General features: G+C 62.2%; 18 protein-coding genes and 1 riboswitch. Of the genes, 3 read left to right on the top strand and 15 right to left on the bottom strand.

Features of this window, described 5'->3' with window-relative positions:
* Positions 1 to 10: 10 nt before the first annotated feature.
* The 7 genes from C1M53_RS24125 to C1M53_RS24095 form a co-directional block, all read right to left on the bottom strand.
* Positions 11 to 595: an NAD(P)H-dependent oxidoreductase gene (locus C1M53_RS24125; RefSeq protein ID WP_129414537.1), complete on the bottom strand. Its 585-nt coding sequence runs from the start codon at positions 593 to 595 to the stop codon at positions 11 to 13.
* Positions 595 to 1176, bottom strand: a complete 582-nt coding sequence (locus C1M53_RS24120) for an NAD(P)H-dependent oxidoreductase (RefSeq protein WP_129414536.1) — start codon at positions 1174 to 1176, stop codon at positions 595 to 597. The genes C1M53_RS24125 and C1M53_RS24120 overlap by 1 nt, the downstream gene beginning before the upstream one ends.
* An 8-nt stretch (positions 1177 to 1184) precedes the next feature.
* Entirely contained in the window at positions 1185 to 2588 is a 1404-nt protein-coding gene (locus C1M53_RS24115) for an FAD-binding oxidoreductase (RefSeq protein ID WP_129416344.1), read from the bottom strand.
* Positions 2588 to 3904: a cytosine deaminase gene (locus tag C1M53_RS24110; protein ID WP_245488260.1), complete on the bottom strand. Its 1317-nt coding sequence runs from the start codon at positions 3902 to 3904 to the stop codon at positions 2588 to 2590. The genes C1M53_RS24115 and C1M53_RS24110 overlap by 1 nt, the downstream gene beginning before the upstream one ends.
* Before the next feature lie 79 nt (positions 3905 to 3983).
* Complete coding sequence (locus C1M53_RS24105) at positions 3984 to 4835, bottom strand: ABC transporter permease (protein ID WP_129414535.1); 852 nt, start codon at positions 4833 to 4835, stop codon at positions 3984 to 3986.
* Positions 4832 to 5644, bottom strand: coding sequence for an ABC transporter ATP-binding protein (locus C1M53_RS24100; RefSeq protein WP_129414534.1), 813 nt, complete (start codon positions 5642 to 5644; stop codon positions 4832 to 4834). Before C1M53_RS24100 ends, C1M53_RS24105 begins: the two co-directional genes overlap by 4 nt.
* 94 nt (positions 5645 to 5738) lie before the next feature.
* Positions 5739 to 6689 (bottom strand): ABC transporter substrate-binding protein, encoded by a 951-nt coding sequence (locus C1M53_RS24095; RefSeq protein ID WP_129416342.1) that lies wholly within the window; start codon positions 6687 to 6689, stop codon positions 5739 to 5741.
* Between the two features lie 322 nt (positions 6690 to 7011).
* Here C1M53_RS24095 and C1M53_RS24090 point away from each other — a divergent pair, with 322 nt between their 5' ends.
* Both C1M53_RS24090 and C1M53_RS24085 read left to right on the top strand, forming a co-directional pair.
* Positions 7012 to 7395, top strand: a complete 384-nt coding sequence (locus tag C1M53_RS24090; RefSeq protein ID WP_129414533.1) for a RidA family protein — start codon at positions 7012 to 7014, stop codon at positions 7393 to 7395.
* A gap of 62 nt (positions 7396 to 7457) precedes the next feature.
* Positions 7458 to 8258 carry a creatininase family protein gene (locus C1M53_RS24085; RefSeq protein WP_129414532.1) on the top strand — a complete coding sequence of 267 codons (801 nt, stop codon included), beginning with the start codon at positions 7458 to 7460 and terminating at the stop codon, positions 8256 to 8258.
* A 27-nt stretch (positions 8259 to 8285) separates the two neighbouring features.
* Here C1M53_RS24085 and C1M53_RS24080 read toward each other — a convergent pair whose 3' ends face one another.
* Positions 8286 to 8792, bottom strand: a complete 507-nt coding sequence (locus tag C1M53_RS24080) for a tyrosine phosphatase family protein (protein ID WP_129414531.1) — start codon at positions 8790 to 8792, stop codon at positions 8286 to 8288.
* A complete protein-coding gene (gene cobD, locus C1M53_RS24075; protein ID WP_129414530.1) occupies positions 8789 to 9844 on the bottom strand; it encodes a threonine-phosphate decarboxylase CobD in 1056 nt (351 codons plus the stop codon). The genes C1M53_RS24080 and cobD overlap by 4 nt, the downstream gene beginning before the upstream one ends.
* On the opposite strand from cobD, the gene cbiB reads away from it, so the two are divergent.
* Complete coding sequence (gene cbiB, locus C1M53_RS24070; protein ID WP_129414529.1) at positions 9843 to 10805, top strand: adenosylcobinamide-phosphate synthase CbiB; 963 nt, start codon at positions 9843 to 9845, stop codon at positions 10803 to 10805. The two genes, cobD and cbiB, sit on opposite strands and share 2 nt — an antisense overlap.
* 3 nt (positions 10806 to 10808) lie before the next feature.
* On the opposite strand, the gene cobO is transcribed toward cbiB, so the two are convergent.
* The 6 genes from cobO to C1M53_RS24040 form a co-directional block, all read right to left on the bottom strand.
* Positions 10809 to 11417: a cob(I)yrinic acid a,c-diamide adenosyltransferase gene (gene cobO / locus C1M53_RS24065; RefSeq protein ID WP_129414528.1), complete on the bottom strand. Its 609-nt coding sequence runs from the start codon at positions 11415 to 11417 to the stop codon at positions 10809 to 10811.
* Between the two features lies 1 nt (position 11418).
* Positions 11419 to 11928 carry a bifunctional adenosylcobinamide kinase/adenosylcobinamide-phosphate guanylyltransferase gene (cobU, locus tag C1M53_RS24060; RefSeq protein WP_129414527.1) on the bottom strand — a complete coding sequence of 170 codons (510 nt, stop codon included), beginning with the start codon at positions 11926 to 11928 and terminating at the stop codon, positions 11419 to 11421.
* On the bottom strand, positions 11921 to 12697 hold the full coding sequence (locus tag C1M53_RS24055; protein ID WP_129414526.1) for a CbtA family protein: 777 nt from the start codon (positions 12695 to 12697) through the stop codon (positions 11921 to 11923). Before C1M53_RS24055 ends, cobU begins: the two co-directional genes overlap by 8 nt.
* 17 nt (positions 12698 to 12714) lie before the next feature.
* Positions 12715 to 12894, bottom strand: coding sequence for a CbtB-domain containing protein (locus C1M53_RS24050; protein ID WP_129414525.1), 180 nt, complete (start codon positions 12892 to 12894; stop codon positions 12715 to 12717).
* A gap of 33 nt (positions 12895 to 12927) precedes the next feature.
* Positions 12928 to 13121: riboswitch (cobalamin riboswitch) on the bottom strand.
* Positions 13122 to 13199: 78 nt separating this feature from the next.
* Positions 13200 to 14399 carry an MFS transporter gene (locus C1M53_RS24045; protein WP_129414524.1) on the bottom strand — a complete coding sequence of 400 codons (1200 nt, stop codon included), beginning with the start codon at positions 14397 to 14399 and terminating at the stop codon, positions 13200 to 13202.
* 157 nt (positions 14400 to 14556) lie between these two features.
* Positions 14557 to 15786, bottom strand: coding sequence for an MFS transporter (locus C1M53_RS24040; RefSeq protein WP_129414523.1), 1230 nt, complete (start codon positions 15784 to 15786; stop codon positions 14557 to 14559).
* Positions 15787 to 15946: the final 160 nt, after the last annotated feature.

Here is a 15946-nt window from a genome sequence, read left to right as displayed (position 1 = left end):
AGAGCCATCCTCAAAACGCGCTCAGCCTCTGCCGCACTCGTCCGAGGAAGGCTTGCCGGCTTTGTGGCGTCGAGGCATCCATAAGGTAGTGTGCCACGAACAGGGTCTTGCAGCGTTTGGCGCACAGCGCGCGAATGCCGCGCAGGATCGTCTTTCGACCCGGATGGCCAACGATATGCGACCACCAGCGTGGCGCACCGCAGGTCGTGACCACCGCGATCTTCCGGATGTGCCCCATCAGCGGGGTGATCCGTCCACCTGAATCGAGCGCGAAGGCGACGTCCTTGGCCCAGACACGGTCCAGCCAGCCCTTCAGCATCGCCGGCAACCCATACCACCAGGTCGGATAGACGAAGACGATTGCTTCCGCCCATTTCAGATGAGCAATGTGGTGCGCCAGCGCGGGGTCGGCCGGCGCACGCTCATTGTATTCGCGCCGTTCGCCGTCTCGCATGACGGGGTCGAAATTCTCGGCATAGAGATCGATCAGCCGCGCTTCGCAACCCTTGGCTGCTATGGCGTCGAGTGCGGCGTCGCGCACGGCTGCACAGAAGCTTTCCGGTACGGGATGGCAATAGACGACCAGAACCCGCATCAGAACGCATCCATCCTGCGCGCTACCCTGGCCATGAAGCGATCCCGTGACTGAGGCGTCGACAGATTCATCGAATAGTGCGCCAGATAGGAGACCGGGGCACCCGGCCTGACGGAAACGCGCAACAGGCGCTGGACAAGCTTGCGTGGCGGATCACCGACCAGATAGGCGCGCAGCCGGGAGCCGCCATAGCTGGTCACCGCAACGACCTTGCGGATGTTGTCGAGCGTGGGACGCACCTTGCCTTCGACCAGCCGGAACGACACACCCGGCAGGAACACGCGGTCGAAGAACCCTTTCAGGATGGCGGGATAGCCGTAATTCCAGACCGGAAAACACAAAACCAGCCCCTCCGCCTTGCGCAGTCGTTCGACGTAGCCTCGCACCGGCTCAATGTTGCCCGGCGTATCGTGATAGGCCATGCGCTCCGCGCGTGTCAGCCGCGGATCGAAGTCCTCGGCGTACAGATCACAATCGTCGACCTCATGCCCTTCAGCTGTGAGACGCTCAACGATCATCGTATGCAGCGCAGCGTTGAAACTCGTTTCGACCGGATGCGCATAGATAACCAGGACACGCATCGCAGCACTCAACTCGCTTTTGCCAGACCCTTGAACAGGAATGTCCGCCCCGAACGATAATCGTAGTCAGGGTTTTCCCAGGCGATCATCTTGCCGGGATTGAGCAGTCCTTGCGGATCGGCTTCGCGCTTGAAGGCAAGCTGGACGGAATCCGTCTGCTTCATGCCGCCCTCCTCCAGCGTGTAGCGGTGCGGATTGAAGATCGGACAGCCGTTCTCCTCGAACAGGCTTACGATCTCGTCCAGCCGCTCCTCCGTGGTGAAACGCACCAGATTCAGACCAAAGCAGGTGATGTTGCCGTCCAGACGCACGAACTCCAGATGCGAGAACACCTCGCCGGGAAACATCGTGTCGATCTTTTCGACCAAAGCCAGATGATTGGGAAACGGATAGAGCGATTGCAGGTATGTGATTGCCGGATCGACACGCAGCGCCCGCAGTGTCGTGTGGTTCCACGCCAGTTCGAAGGCCGGTGGCAAGCCCTTCTTCTCATCGTCGGTCAAACTGGCGGCGTTGAAGATCACCTCGCCGCCATCGCGGCGCGTGAAGGCAAGGAATGCATCGAGCGAATGCGGGGCGACCATGACCGCGCAGATGCTTTGTCCATCACGCAGGAACTTCTGGTGCCGCTTGAAATAAAGCTGCGGCACGGGAGCAGCAATCGGGGTGATCAGCTTGGTCAGCAAGCCGTCCTGGCAGGCCAGCGAGTTGCCGTAGCGGGCAGCGCCCATGAAGCTGTCGAAACCGACCAGCACGTCCACCCAGTCATAGGCCGCCGTCAACGGCATCTCGACTTCGGTGATGATGCCGTTGGTACCATAGGCATGAGTGACCTTGTGCAGATCCTCGCCGGTCAGTTCCAGCACCCTCGGCTCGGCCTCCATGGTCACCACGCGCAGCCGGATGATGTTGCCGAAGTCGCGCAGACCACCGAAATTGATCGAGCCAACGCCGCCGGAACCGCCGGCGATGAAACCGCCAACGGAAGCTGTGTTGTAGGTGGATGGATGGAGACGCAGTTCCTGCGCCGAATGCGCACGCGTCGCCCTGTCGATATCGGCCAGGATGGCACCGGGCCCACACACCACGCGGCCGGGAGAAATCGCAACGATTTCATTCATGTCGGCCAGGTTGAGCACCACACCGCCGGAAAGCGGCATCGCCTGCCCGTAGTTGCCGGTGCCGGTGCCACGTGGGGTCACCGGCACGCGATGTGCAAAACAGGCTGCGAGTATGCGCACCACTTCCGCTTCGGATTTCGGTGAGACGACGAGATCGCCGGTAACCTGCTCCAGCTGGCGCTTGAGCACCGGGCTGTACCAGTAGAAGTCGCGGCTCTTCTGCTGGACGATCTTCTCGTTGTCCTCGATCTTCAGGCCTTCGAGGTCTCGTTTCAGCGCAGCGATATCCATCATGCCCCCACCAGTTCATCGAGCTCGGCATAGCCCGGCAGGCTGGTATCGATCTGCCTGCCATCACGAACAACGATGCGATCAGCTTCTGGACGCGACAACAATTCGGTCCAGTTTCGTCCCTTGAAAACGACCAGATCGGCCGGTCCGCCCGGCTGCAACACGCCGGTATCAGCCAGCCGCATGACATCCGCCGGGGTCTGTGCGACCGCGCGAGGCCAATCGCCTACCGGATGGTCGAGATGCAAGATGCGGGTCGCCATACGGTAGACCTCAAGCATGTCGAGATCGCCATAGGCATAGAACGGATCGCGCGTGTTGTCCGAAGCCACCGCGACAGAAATGCCTCGCGCCTTCATCTCATGCAGCAGTGTTACGCCACGCCAGCGCGGCGTGGTCGCGTCATGCCGGCGGTCCTGCAGATAGAGATTGCACATCGGCAGCGACACCACAGCCATCTTTGCCCGCGCCACCTTGTCCAGCGTATCCAGCACCTCGTCGTCGGGCTGGCGTGCCAGGGAACAGCAGTGGCCGACGAGGATCTTTCCCTCAAACCGATGGCGCAATGCCGCTTCGGCTAACTTCTTCAGGGAAACAGCGTCGACGGCATCGGTCTCGTCGGCATGAAAATCCAGATCGAGATCATGCTCGATGGCGAGAGTAAACATCCTGTCCAGCAAGGCATCGAGGTCAGGAACCATATAGGTGACGGCACCCAGCACACCTCTCGCGGCAGCGACACGACGCGCCAGTCCCGCGAACCAGGTCTCATCGCGGGTTTCTTCGATGCCGACGAGGCAAGCGGCCTGCAGGTCGACGCGTCCCTGCCATTTTTCCCGCATTGTTTCGAACACCGGCCAGGAAATGCCATCCTGCGGCGCGGCGCTGTCGAGATGCGTGCGTATGGCCTTGGTTCCATGCGCGTACGCCGTGCGCAATGCAAAGTCCATGCGCCGGGAGACGTCGCCTGCGTTCCAGTGCGCGGTCCTGTCCGCATGCGTCGCGTGCAGGGCGCCGGCAAAAGAACCGTCCGGATTGGGGCTACGCGGCCAGATATGGCCCTTGTCGAGATGTGTATGGCAATCGACGAAACAGGGCAGGACGATGCGCCCCTTGAGATCGATCGCTCCCGGCGCGGACGACGACCCCAAACGATGTGGCGCGATAGCGACGATCTGGTCGCCGTCAACAGCGACATCCGCGCTCACAAAGCCGTCGGCGTCCGCCAAGCCGTCGAAACCGACGGTCAGCGAGGCATGAAGGCGAGCATTTTCAAATATATAGGCTCCGGACGACGGGATCGGCAGTATATTCAATGCACCTCCGCGTCCGCCACGGCCCGGTCACTCAAGGTGAACGGAACGCAGCCTCGGCAACTGACTGAAACGGCCACCATCATGCCTCCTGCTTCATCGCGCTCTCGTGCCAGCGGCGCAGGATGAGATGCGACAGCAGGGACAGCGCGAGAAAGATGACGATGCCGGTCAATGAAATCAGGATAAGTGCGGCGAACAGCCGTGGCGCGTTCAACCGATAGCCAGCCTCGATGATGCGTGAAGCGAGCCCCGAGGCCTGGCCGGATGTGCCGGCGACGAATTCGGCCACCACAGCACCGATCAGCGACAGGCCGCCGGCGATCTTCAGACCACCCAGGAAGTAGGGCATGGCTGCCGGCAGGCGCAGGTGCCACAGTTCCTGCCAGCGCGTCGCGCCGTTCAGCCGGAACAGGTCACGCAGATTGCGATCGACGGAATTCAGCCCCAGCGTCGTGTTGGAGAGGATCGGGAAGAAGGCAACGATCCAGGCACATAGAAGGAGCTTCGCAGTCTGATTGTCGACATAGATGTTGATCAGCGGAAAGATCGCCACGATCGGCGTCACCTGCAGGATGACCGCGAAAGGAAAGAACGACATTTCCACCCATTTCGACTGGGCAAACAACACGGCCAGCCCTACCCCGCCCAGAATGGCGAGCGCCAGGCTGAGGAACGTGATCTTGAGGGTAACCAGCAGCGAGGAAAACAGCAGTGGAGCATCGTCCTGAAGGGTCTGCACAACCACGCCCGGCCTTGGCAGGATGTACTTCGGAATGTCGTTCCACACGCAGATGCGGTCCCAGAACCAGATCGCCAGCACCATGATGGCAAGCGGCAGTGCCCAGGAGCCGATCTTTTCCAGTCGCTGCTGGCGAACGCGCCGCGCCTCCTCCGGGTCGAGAACGACCGACCGGCTCTCGATGGCGGTCATGGTCGCGCCTCCACCTTGGCATCCATGGCCGCACTCAATTCGTCCGATGTCCGCCGGCACAGTTCCGCATAGGCCGGTGAGGTGCGGAACGCCTCGTCACGCGGATACGGTGCATCGACGGCCATGTCGCGGAACACGCGTCCCGGTTTGGCGGCCATCACGACGATGCGGCTGGACAGGAAGACGCTTTCGAACACGCTGTGCGTGACAAAGACGGCGGTGAAACGCTCCTGTTGCCAGAGTTCCAGCAGGTCGTTGTTCAGCTTGAAGCGTGTGATCTCGTCCAATGCGGCAAACGGTTCGTCCATCAGCAGCACACGCGGCTTGGTGACCATGGCGCGTGCGATGGAAACACGCATCTTCATGCCGCCCGAAAGCTCCCTTGGCACGGCATCGGCAAAATTCTCCAGATGCACACGCGCCAGCATCTCCATTACCGCCGGCGTTGCTTTCAGGCGCGAGACGCCACGCAGGCGCAGCGGCAGCCAGACATTGTCGAACACACTTGCCCAGGGCAGCAATGTCGGCTCCTGGAAAACGAAGCCCACGCAGTCGTCTCCCAGCGCCTTGCGCCATTCCAGATGGCCGGAGGTCGGCGTGGAAAGCCTGGCAATCAGCCTGAGTGCCGTCGACTTGCCGCAGCCCGAAGGACCGAGCAGACTGACGAAATCGCCTTCGCGAATGGCAAGATCGACATTGTCCAAGGCGGTCACGCCATTGGAGAAGACCTTGCCCACGCCTTTGAACGAAAGCAGCGGCGCGCTTCCGCGCTGCCAGCTGTCATCCCTGTCGGCCACCTTCTGCAACATCAGTGCCTTTCCGCGGATAAGCGTCCGTTTCTCCTGCTCCCGTAACGGGAGCAGGATGGGCCTGCGCCAGCCGCGCGGTTTGCCGGGATAGCGCTCACTTCTTCAGATCGAGACCGACGCCCTTGTTCACGAACTGCAGCGTGTAGCCCTGCTTGATGTCGATGCCGGCCGGCAGCACCTTTGCCTTGACCATCTTGTCGTAGAAGCTCTGCATGCGCTCGTCGGTCATGGCGCCGATGCCAAGCTTCTCGGTGTCACCGGAATCGACGATGCCGTACTTCTTCATCATCTCGATGGAGAAGGCGATCTGCTCGTCGTTGATGTCGGGATTGTCCTTCTTGATCGCTTCGTTGGCGGCCTTGTTGTCGCCGTAGAGGTAGTTGTACCAGCCCTTGGCCGAGCCATCGACGAAGCACTGAACCACCTCCGGCCGCTTGTCGATCGTGGTCTGCATCGCCTCGATCGTGGTGGCGTAGGTGTTGAAGCCGTAGTCGGCGAGCAGGAACAGATTAGGCTGGAAGCCGCCCTCCTTGGCCACGGCATGCGGCTCGGAGGTCACATAGCCCTGCTGGATCGACTTCTTGTTTGCGATGAAGGCAGCGGGATTGAAGGTGTAAGGCACGCGCTTGGCTGCGTCGAAGCCGAATTCAGACACCATCCACAGGAAGAAGCTCTGCGCGCCCTCATCGCCGATGATGTATTGGTCGGCCTTGGGCAGGTCCTCCCACTTGTCCAGGCCCTCGCCCGGATGCGCCATGATGACCTGCGGCTCCTTCTGGAAGGTGGCCGCGACGACGCGCAAGGGAATGCCTTGATGCACGGCATCGAATGCCTGCAGCATGTTGCCGCCCATGTAGAAATCGATCTTGCCGGCCATCAGGAGCGGCCGCCCGCTGCCCTGTGGACCCCCCTGCTGGATGGTCACGTCAAGGCCGCAGGCCGCATAGGAGCCGTCGGCAACGGCCTGATAGTAGCCGCCATGCTCAGCCTGAGCGAGCCAGTTGGTGGCGAACGTCACCTTCTCGTTGGCGATCGCAGCCGACATCCAGCCGCCGAGCAATGCGGCGGCCGTCACGGTGGCCTTGGCCAAGATCCTCGTCATCGATTTCCTCTCCCCTTCGCTCGCACGCGACACAGCGTCATACCGACCGACAAAGCAAAGGCCATGCCACAACGTCCACCGCGCAATTCCGGAAGAGCATTGTGTTGGGTGTTCCCTGCCCTGCAGCTTCACGCGTCATCGTGCCCACTTTCAGGGCAACTGTCCATGAATAGTTCATGGTGAAAGTAATACTGTCATCGCACAGGCAGCGCTTGAATCGTGACTGCGTCCCGGCCTAGTTTCCCCGCCACGAATGGAGAGCGCGATGTTCCGATATTTGATGCCGAAGTCGATCAAGACGCCTTTTGCCCGCTATAGCCATGGCGTCGAGGTCCCTGCCGGCAAGCGGCTCATCCTGTGCGCGGGCCAGGTAGCGATCACCGCGGACGATCACATACCAGAAGGGGTCGAGGAACAGGCGGAACTGTGCTTCAGGAACATCGCAGCCATTCTGGCCGAGGCAGGGCTCGGCCTGAAGGATGTCGTGCGCATCAACGCCTATGTCATCGATCGTGCCTATCTCAAGCCTTACATGGCAGTGCGGGACCGCACCTTTGCCGACCCTGCGCCGGCCTCCACGCTGATGATCGTCGGCGGCTTCGCGCGGCCGGAATTCAAAGTCGAGGTTGAGGTGATTGCGGCGGGATGAACAACCAGTCCCTTCCTCTATGATAAGGGAACTCGAATGCGGCCTACAATCCGGAGACTGATGTGACGACCAAAAGACGCGTGTGGTGGGGCGATTTCCGTACCACCGAATATGCTGCGATAGACCCGGAAACGACGATCGCGGTTCTGCCGGTGGCGGCGATCGAGCAGCATGGTCCACATCTGCCGGTGTCGACCGACACCAGCATCATGAACGGCATGCTGGAAACGATGATCGCGCGGCTTCCCACCGACCTCGACATCCGAATCCTGCCTGTGCAGGCGGTGGGCAAGTCCAACGAACATGTGCATGCGCCGGGAACACTCACCCTGCCGCCGGCAACGCTGATCGAGGCCTGGACCGAACTTGGCCTTTCCATTGCCCGCGCCGGAGTGAAGAAACTGGTCGTCGTCAACTCGCATGGCGGCAACGAGGAGATCATGGGCATCGTCACGCGCGAGTTGCGCGTGCGCGAAAACATGCTTGCCGTGAAGACGAGCTGGCAACGTTTCGGCCGACCTGCCGGCATGTATACCGAACTTGAAGATCGCCATGGCATCCACGGCGGCGATGTCGAGACTTCCCTGATGCTGCATTTCCGCCCGGATCTGGTCGACATGGGCAAGGCGGAGAACTTCGTCTCCAATGTCGCCAAGGCGGAAAAGGCGTTTTCGCTGCTGCGCCAGACCGGAACGCATGCCTATGCCTGGATCGCGCGTGACCTCAACCCCCATGGCGTGGTGGGGGACGCTTCGATTGCAACCGCCGAAAAAGGTCGCCTGACGGCAGAGCACCAGGCTGATGGGTTCATCACATTGCTGAAGGATGTTCGTGCTGCCAAGTTGAGCGATTGGGTGCTGTAAGGAGCTTCCACTCTCGATGGAAGCTCCTTACTCGATCTCGAGCTCAAACGGCACGCCTTCATAGGCGTCGGCACCACGGCCGATCGAAGCGATGGCAGCCACCATACGGCCATCGCGGCCAAGGATGTGATCGGCCACCGCGACAAGGCGCGGATTTGGCGTGGCCGAAGGCGATAGCCAGCGCAATGTCCTGGCCAGTTCCATCTCGTCGCGTTCCGGGGCGAGAGCAGCCGCAATGATGTAGGCCGAAGCCGTCGAGCGGCTGATGCCGGCATAGCAATTGACCACCAGCGGCCGCGACCGATTCCAGCCTTGCGCGAAACCAAGCAGCGCGCGCACATGCTCTTCGCCGGGCAGCGTCATGCCTTCCTGTGCCTCTGCGATGTCGTGCATGACGAGATGCAGATGATTTTCCGGCCGGATTGCCGCCGGACGCACCATGTCCGTACCGGCCGCCAGCAAAGACAGCAGTCGCTCGGCACCGGCACGATTGACCGTAGCCTCGACCTTGGAGAGCGGACAGACGATGATCATGCGCGTATCCTGTTTTGCGAACCATCGTGCTTTGCGGCCCAGCCGGCAAGAGCGGCGTCGAGCCGCTGCCACTCGTGTTCCGACCCGGGCAGGCCGGAACGCAGCGTATCCGGTCGCTCCACGAAATGGCGCAGCAGGATGCCCTGTCGGCCAAGTGCGCTGAACAGACGTCGAGCACCGCCGAAATCGAGGTAGCGGAACAACGACGTTCCACCCTTGATCGGCACGCCTTGACGCAGGAACAGCGCATCGAGCCGTGCGGCATCAGCGTTCAATTGCTGCCGCATCCGCTCCTGCCAGGCGATGTCAGTGAGCGCGCGAATTCCGTATTCCAGCGTTGGCCCTGCCACCGCCCAGGGACCGAGTTGACTGCCCAGTTGTGCAGCCGTTGCCCTGTCCGTCAAAGCGAACCCGAGCCGCACACCGGCCAGCCCGAAGAACTTGCCGAAGGAGCGCAGGACCACCAACCCACCCTGACCGGCGTCGGCAGCAAGACTTGCATCGCGCGGGCCAACGTCCATGAACGCCTCGTCGACCACCAGCAGACCGCCCTTGGCTTTCATGGCATCGGCGAGCCCGAGCAGCCGTTCGCGCGAAACGACGCGTCCATCCGGATTGTTGGGATTCACCAGGATGGCGACGTCCGCTTCGGCCAGGGCGTCGAAATCAGTGGTTTCGGCAACGACATGACCGGCGATGGCAGCCGCCCGGGCATGCTCGGCATAGGTCGGCGACAGCACCAGCGCGCGCCCCGCACTCACCAGTGAGGCGACGCGCGGCAACAGGATCTGTGTGCCCGGGCCTGCGACGACATGGGCTGCCGAAGGTGCGCCATAGGTCGTTGCGGCAACCGCCTGCAATTCGGCAAGCCGGGCAGCTTCCGGCAATCGGGTGAACGCTGTGGCGGGCGGATCGAAAAGCGGATAGGAGTGCGGATTGATCCCGGTCGAGAGATCGACAAACGGCTCCGGTGCGTCAGGAAACAGTGCCCGCGCCCGGCCGAGGCTTCCGCCGTGATCAACTGCCGCAATTGCCTCGCCTGGAAGCCTCATGTCCGCCCTGACCGCCTTTCTGTCGCTTTTGATCGAAGCTCGGCTCGGCTATCCGGACCGGCTGTTTCGCGCCATCGGTCATCCGGTGACGTGGATCGGCGCCCTGATATCCTGTCTCGATCGCAGGCTCAACAGCGCCGCCGACAGCGACGCGGCGCGTCGCATGGCCGGCCTGTTTGCGCTGCTGCTCATCGTTGCCGTGCCGGCGACGATCGCCCGGGTCGCGGAGTCTGCCCTGCTGGCCCTGCCATTCGGCATTGTCGCCGTCGCGCTGCTGGGAAGCTCGCTGCTGTCGCAGAAAAGCCTGGCAAGCCACGTCGAGGCAGTCGCTGATGCGCTTGACAGCGGCGGTCTCGCTGCCGGGCGAAAGGCGGTGTCGATGATCGTCGGCCGCGATCCGGAAAAGCTCGACGAAGCCGCTGTCGGACGGGCTGCCATCGAGAGCCTGGCAGAGAATTTTTCCGATGGCATTGTTGCCCCCGCCTTCTGGCTTGGCGTCGGCGGACTGGCCGGCGGCGTTGCCTACAAGGCCGCCAACACCGCAGATTCGATGATTGGCCACCGCACCGAGCGCCACGAGGCGTTCGGCTGGGCCTCCGCGCGCTTCGACGATCTCGTCAACCTGCCCGCCTCGCGGCTGACAGGCTTGCTGATCGTAGTCGCCGCGCTTTTCATAAAGGGCGCCGATCCGGCCGAAGCGTGGCGCGCCATGCGGCGCGACGCACGCCATCACCGCTCGCCCAATGCCGGCTGGCCGGAAGCAGCGATGGCCGGCGCCCTCGGCCTCGCGCTTGCCGGCCCGCGTTCTTATGGCGGAGTTCTGGTGGAAGGCCGCCATATGGGAGAAGGCGGCCGCACCGCTGTTACCAGCGCCGACATCCGCCAGGCACTCAGGCTTTACTGGACTGCGGACATGCTGCTCATCGCGCTGTTTGGCGCGCTGGCCCTGCTGATGTGGTGAGCCTTAAAACTCGATGCCCTGCTGGGCTTTCACGCCAGCGGAAAAATGGTGCTTCGTCGCGCCCATCTCGGTGACGAGATCGGCAGCTTCGGTGAGCGTCGGCTTGGCATTGCGCCCGGTAACGACGACATGCAGGTCTTCGCGCCGCTCCTTCAGTGCAGCCACGACCCGATCGACATCCAGATAGTCGTAGCGCAACGCGATGTTGAGCTCGTCCAGCACCAGCAGGCTGATGGACGGATCGGCTATCAGCTCCTCCACCTTCATCCAGGCGGCTTCCGCGGCGGCGACATCCCGCTTCAGATCCTGCGTTTCCCAGGTGAAGCCCTCGCCCATCGAATACCAGATCAGCTGATCCCCAAAGGCTTTGAAAGCGTCCTTCTCGCCGGTGTGCCACTTGCCCTTGATGAACTGCACCACTCCAACGCGCCGGCCGTAACCCAGCATGCGCAGCGCCAGCCCGAAGGCAGCGGTGGTCTTGCCCTTGCCGGGACCGGTATTGACGATGAGCAGGCCTTTCTCGATGGTTTTTTGCGCCACCTCGGCGTCCTGCACCGCCTTGCGCTTGGCCATCTTGGCGCGATGGCGCTCGGCTTCACTGTCGTCGATCATGTCATTTCACCCTGAGCGGCAGGCCGGCAACGGTCAGCACCACATCGTCGGCAACCGCCGCGACTTGCTGGTTGAGACGCCCGGCAGCGTCACGGAAGCGACGCGCCAGCGCATTGTCCGGCACGATGCCAAGGCCGACTTCATTGGACACCACGAACCATGGACCGCGCGGTTTCGATAACAGAGCTGTCAGTCTGGCGCATTCGGCCTCGACATCATGCTCGGCCAGCATGTGATTGGTGAGCCAGAGCGTAAGGCAATCGAGCAGCACCGGTCGCCCGTCCGGCAGGCGCGCCAGCAATCCGACAAGGTCGAGTGGTGCATCCGCCGTTTCCCAGCCTTCACCGCGTCGAGCACGATGATGCGCGATGCGTTCGCGCATTTCATCGTCATACGCCTGTGCGGTCGCGATATAGGTCCAGGGCGCCGGCAAAGCGGTAACCAGCTTTTCGGCATGCGCGCTCTTGCCGGAGCGCGCACCGCCGATGATGAAGGTCAGGCGATCAGGCAAAGCTGTCGCGAAGGCTCGAAGCCTGCCCGGTGAAGCGGCCACGCACGACGCCGACGACCGCTCCCAGAACAACCCAGAACACCAGGTTGGTCAGTGTGACCGCCACCACGAACTGGTGATGCAGGCCTTCCGGGATCGGCGTGTCATAGCTTGCCGGCTGCGGTGCGCCAACGACGTGCGGGGCGACGATCAGCACGATGGCGAGTACCGTGAGCGGCAGGGACCGGCGAAAAGCGATCAGCGCAAGGCCGATGGCCGTCGCGACGACGGTGGAAATCCACCAGGCCTGCCTGGGGATAAGATCGGCCGCAGGCATAGCCGGCAGTTCGGGCGGCAGCCCGAGGCCTGGCGCCAATGTAAACACGGCAAAACCCGCAAGTCCCCAGAACACGCCCTGGCGCCAATTGCCGATACCACCCGCGAATTCCGAGAAGGCAACAAGGATCAGCGCGAAGCCGATACCGGTGACGACATTGGAGAGCACGTTGAACGAGAACCGCTCGACACCGTCGGCGGGTGCCCAGCCTTCCTCTTCCTCCGCCGGAGCAGCTGCGGGAGCCGGCGCAGCCGAACTCATTGCATTGGTGCCCGCATCGGCAGCGGGAGCGACAGGCGCAGCCGTATGCTCATGGCCGCCGGCGGCCTGTTCATACACTTCCGCCTTCAGGATCAGCGGAACGGTGGCGTAGGCCTGCAGGCAGGCGAGAACGATGCCGGCCAAAAGGCCAGCGATCGCCGCGACGAACACGACGTTGCGAAAAACAGACATGGTGGGTTCCCCCTGGGTTAGTGGCAGGGGAACGCCATCGAGTGGCGGGCGTCGTGGGCAGCGTTGTGCACGGCCTCGATATGCGAGAAGCCGGTGAAGCCGATGACGAAGATGCCGAGCAGGCCAGCCATTGCCAGCTGCAGGAAGCGCGACTGCGAAGAGGTCGAAGCGCCGAGAGAAACGGAAGCGGTATTCATGGTCTGTCCTTTCGCCCTCCACCCGAGGGCATTACCGTCATTGCCGTCGCCGGCAGGTCTCCTGGCTTGCGGATCAGCGCCCTTCCCCACCTTCCCGAGGCGAACCTCAGTGGCATTGGAGAGGACTACCGCTCACAGTTGCGGGGGCAGCCACGGCTTCGGATGGTTTCCCCCTCCCCACCGTATTCCCTCTTGGTCCCGAAGGGACCGACGACGGCTGGAACTATAGAAAGAATCGTGGCGTCCGGCAAACCAAATTCCGCCATCGCCAGACGCATCAGCGTCATTGACGATCGGTTGGCGTCCTACATCGATTTCGGCAGATACAGCCAGGTAACAACGGCGCAGACAGCAGCAAGACAGCCAAGGGTGGCAAAAACCGATCCCAGGCCGAAGAAAGCCAGCACCAGCGAATAGACCAGGGGCGGCGTCAGCTCCGAGAAATCGAGATAGGTGCGGTAGACAGCGGCCATCTGTGGCCGCTCATAGGCGCGCACCGATCGCATGAACGCCGTGGAACCGATGGCATCGAGCGCGATGGTGAACAAGGCGCCGACCAGGAGCAGACCGGCGGTGGCTAGCGGAATCAGTTCGCCGATGGCGCCGGCAAGCCACAGCGACACCGCCATCCCGACAAAGGCCAGCGTCATTACGTTGCGCGCGCCGTAGCGCTTGCCTGCCCTGCCCCAGAAAATGGCAGCAAAGAGGAGAGCGTTGCCAGCCGAAACCAGCAGGCCGCCGGCGAGTTCACCTTGCCCGGTGATGACCATGAACAGCGGACCGTACACAAAGAACGTCGTCCAGTAGCAGGAACGGCCGAACGCGATGAGCCAGGCGAGCCGCAAACGAGGCTGGCTGACGAAGCGCCCGATATTGGCGAACGGATTGATGGGGCGGCTCTTGCCCGGCACGATCATCGGATTGTCGCCAAGCCGGTAGTACCAGAACAGCGCAAGCAGGCAGAGCGCGAAAACAGCCACGGCTCCGTGCGCGGCGTAGATGCCGTAACGCGTATAGAGGAAGATACCGAGCGTCGGGCCGCTGGTCCAGGCGATCATCGACCATGCCATGCGCAGCGACTCTGCCTGCATGAGGTCGGTCTTGCGGATATGATCCATGATGTAGAGGTTGAGCGTGATCGACAGCGCGCTTGCGCCCATCACCCTGCAGAGCATGCCGATAATCTGGCCCGGCAGCGAATGGGTGACGAAGAACAGCGAGCCGATCCCAAGCAGCAGCGCGCCGGCCGTGTAGACCCATCTGCGCGCGAAGCGATGGATCAGCATGGGCATGAACAACGTAACCGAAAGACCCAGCAGCGACACGATCGTATAGAGGATCGAGACCGTCTGCTCGTTCTTCAGGATCTCATAGGCCTGGATCGGGATGACCGAGGCGACCGTGGCACGCGCAGCGGATTCGATGGCGTAAAGCGAGGCAAAGGTGCGCGCATCCGCCGGCGGAACCGCCGGTAGCCAGATCGGATGGCGGACATGCGTGGACATGAATTCCCAACTAACGACTCGCAAAGGGAAACTTGCGTCGCCAATGGCCGGGCCGGTAGCAGGAAACCGACGTGCTCGCGCCGGATTGCGAAGCCGGCCAACCACTTTTCGTCGGCTGGCACAACGGCAGGCCCACGCATCAAGCCTGCGGGGTCGATCAGTTCGTTCTTCGCGAGGCGGGATCGACAAAAGCCACGACAACCGCGGCTGCCAGGGCCATCGCCGCGACGATCAGCATCGCGCTCAAAATCGTACCGACAGTTGCCGGTCGGTTGAGGAACTGCCCGGCAACAGCAACGATCAGTGCGGCCCCACCAATCGACATTGCCGCCGCCAATCCCGCGGCAGTGCCCGCCATGTCCTTGTGGCTGGACATGACGCCCATATTGGCAGCGGGCAATGTCAGCCCGTTGCCAAGGCCAATGAACATGCATGGGCCGAAGAAGGCCAACGGATGCGTCATATCGACCCCGTACAGGAGCAGGCCAAACAGGAGCCCGACACAGGTCAGCAAGCGAGCAGCGATGAGCAACGTGGCCCGGGGCACCTTTGAGCCGTAACGGCCGGTCAGAAAACTGCCACAGATAAAACCCGCGGGAACCATCCCCATGAACAGGCCAAGCGTCGCGCTCGATCCACCAACCGCCAGAGGTGCGCCGGCCAGGAAAATGTAGAGTATCCCTGACGAAGGCGCCATTACGAGTACGTACGCCCAGAAACCGGCGGAGCTCAGCAGCCGTGCATATGCGCCGAGATAGGTCCCGCCCCGCCTGACAGGAGAGGCTGTTTCGCTCAATTCTCGTTTCGATAAAGACAGGATAATTGCGCCAAAGGCCGCAAGAACGACAAAGATCGTTCGCCACCCCAGGAATTCATCCAGCGTCCCTCCCAGGGTAGGACCGAGCATGGGCGCCATGGCCCATGCCATCGCCGCATAGCCCACCCGGCTCGTCCCATCATGCCCGTCCGATGTTTCCCTGATGGCGACAAGAGCCACGCAAAAGCAGGCGGCAATCGAAGCTTGCATCGCGCGGAACACGAGGAAAACAACAATGTCGGGAGCAAACGCACAGCCGATCGAGGCCAGAATGAAGACAGAGAGCGAGACAAGTGCCACCGGTCTGCGCCCGAAGCGGTCCGACATTGCGCCGGAGACCAGCTCCACGAGCGCGGTCACAATCGCATACCCGGCGACCGCAAGGCTGATCAGTTCGAAGTCCACATCGAACTCCATCGCTATCTTGGGCAGTGACGGCGAAATGATGTTGACCGGCAACACCGAGAGTGCGGACAAAAGGACAAGAACGACAAATCGAGATTTCGAAATGCCGCCCGAGGTCTCTGCATCCGGCATACCCGAATCCGGGGGATGACGATCTTTCGTCATGATCGCTTCCTTGGTTTTGTGGTGGTCAGCAGATCGGACGTGGCCGCTCCGATCCGAGGGCAATAAAAAAGGCTCCGTCAGGAGCCCGTTTGCCGCGCATGGGTGCTTTCGCCGGATGGTTACACCATCCTGCCCATGCGCCTTCCTACCACGATAGCGA

The organism is Mesorhizobium sp. Pch-S (genome assembly GCF_004136315.1).
Lineage (GTDB): Bacteria > Pseudomonadota > Alphaproteobacteria > Rhizobiales > Rhizobiaceae > Mesorhizobium.
The sequence above is the reverse complement of the archived record's forward strand: the minus strand, read 5'-3'. Positions and strand labels throughout refer to the sequence as shown.

Coding starts and splice junctions, on each gene's coding strand:
- C1M53_RS24095 (WP_129416342.1), bottom strand. CDS start 6,689: ATGTCGGCTGCGATCGCCAACGAGAAGGTGACGTTCGCCACCAACTGG.
- C1M53_RS24115 (WP_129416344.1), bottom strand. CDS start 2,588: ATGGATATCGCTGCGCTGAAACGAGACCTCGAAGGCCTGAAGATCGAG.
- C1M53_RS24105 (WP_129414535.1), bottom strand. CDS start 4,835: ATGACCGCCATCGAGAGCCGGTCGGTCGTTCTCGACCCGGAGGAGGCG.
- C1M53_RS24080 (WP_129414531.1), bottom strand. CDS start 8,792: ATGATCATCGTCTGTCCGCTCTCCAAGGTCGAGGCTACGGTCAATCGT.
- C1M53_RS24055 (WP_129414526.1), bottom strand. CDS start 12,697: ATGTCTGTTTTTCGCAACGTCGTGTTCGTCGCGGCGATCGCTGGCCTT.
- C1M53_RS24120 (WP_129414536.1), bottom strand. CDS start 1,176: ATGCGTGTCCTGGTTATCTATGCGCATCCGGTCGAAACGAGTTTCAAC.
- cbiB (WP_129414529.1), top strand. CDS start 9,843: ATGTCCGCCCTGACCGCCTTTCTGTCGCTTTTGATCGAAGCTCGGCTC.
- cobD (WP_129414530.1), bottom strand. CDS start 9,844: ATGAGGCTTCCAGGCGAGGCAATTGCGGCAGTTGATCACGGCGGAAGC.
- C1M53_RS24125 (WP_129414537.1), bottom strand. CDS start 595: ATGCGGGTTCTGGTCGTCTATTGCCATCCCGTACCGGAAAGCTTCTGT.
- C1M53_RS24100 (WP_129414534.1), bottom strand. CDS start 5,644: ATGTTGCAGAAGGTGGCCGACAGGGATGACAGCTGGCAGCGCGGAAGC.
- C1M53_RS24040 (WP_129414523.1), bottom strand. CDS start 15,786: ATGACGAAAGATCGTCATCCCCCGGATTCGGGTATGCCGGATGCAGAG.
- C1M53_RS24050 (WP_129414525.1), bottom strand. CDS start 12,894: ATGAATACCGCTTCCGTTTCTCTCGGCGCTTCGACCTCTTCGCAGTCG.
- C1M53_RS24045 (WP_129414524.1), bottom strand. CDS start 14,399: ATGTCCACGCATGTCCGCCATCCGATCTGGCTACCGGCGGTTCCGCCG.
- cobO (WP_129414528.1), bottom strand. CDS start 11,417: ATGATCGACGACAGTGAAGCCGAGCGCCATCGCGCCAAGATGGCCAAG.
- C1M53_RS24090 (WP_129414533.1), top strand. CDS start 7,012: ATGTTCCGATATTTGATGCCGAAGTCGATCAAGACGCCTTTTGCCCGC.